The organism is Staphylococcus sp. EG-SA-15, assembly GCF_017151895.1.
In the GTDB taxonomy this organism is placed as follows: Bacteria; Bacillota; Bacilli; order Staphylococcales; family Staphylococcaceae; genus Staphylococcus; species Staphylococcus aureus.
The window spans coordinates 1-934 of record NZ_JACVZN010000063.1 but is presented as its reverse complement, the minus strand read 5'-3'; the positions used below and the strand labels follow the sequence as shown (position 1 = coordinate 934).

Genomic DNA, 934 nt, shown 5'->3' with positions numbered 1-934 from the left:
GAGCTAATCAAACATCATAATTTTTATGGAGAGTTTGATCCTGGCTCAGGATGAACGCTGGCGGCGTGCCTAATACATGCAAGTCGAGCGAACGGACGAGAAGCTTGCTTCTCTGATGTTAGCGGCGGACGGGTGAGTAACACGTGGATAACCTACCTATAAGACTGGGATAACTTCGGGAAACCGGAGCTAATACCGGATAATATTTTGAACCGCATGGTTCAAAAGTGAAAGACGGTCTTGCTGTCACTTATAGATGGATCCGCGCTGCATTAGCTAGTTGGTAAGGTAACGGCTTACCAAGGCAACGATGCATAGCCGACCTGAGAGGGTGATCGGCCACACTGGAACTGAGACACGGTCCAGACTCCTACGGGAGGCAGCAGTAGGGAATCTTCCGCAATGGGCGAAAGCCTGACGGAGCAACGCCGCGTGAGTGATGAAGGTCTTCGGATCGTAAAACTCTGTTATTAGGGAAGAACATATGTGTAAGTAACTGTGCACATCTTGACGGTACCTAATCAGAAAGCCACGGCTAACTACGTGCCAGCAGCCGCGGTAATACGTAGGTGGCAAGCGTTATCCGGAATTATTGGGCGTAAAGCGCGCGTAGGCGGTTTTTTAAGTCTGATGTGAAAGCCCACGGCTCAACCGTGGAGGGTCATTGGAAACTGGAAAACTTGAGTGCAGAAGAGGAAAGTGGAATTCCATGTGTAGCGGTGAAATGCGCAGAGATATGGAGGAACACCAGTGGCGAAGGCGACTTTCTGGTCTGTAACTGACGCTGATGTGCGAAAGCGTGGGGATCAAACAGGATTAGATACCCTGGTAGTCCACGCCGTAAACGATGAGTGCTAAGTGTTAGGGGGTTTCCGCCCCTTAGTGCTGCAGCTAACGCATTAAGCACTCCGCCTGGGGAGTACGACCGCAAGGT

The 934-nt window shown here is 50.9% G+C and carries 1 rRNA gene; it reads left to right on the top strand.

The window, feature by feature from the left end:
* Positions 1 to 22 precede the first annotated feature (22 nt).
* Positions 23 to 934 (top strand): 16S ribosomal RNA (locus tag IDG64_RS14305); the annotation flags it as partial.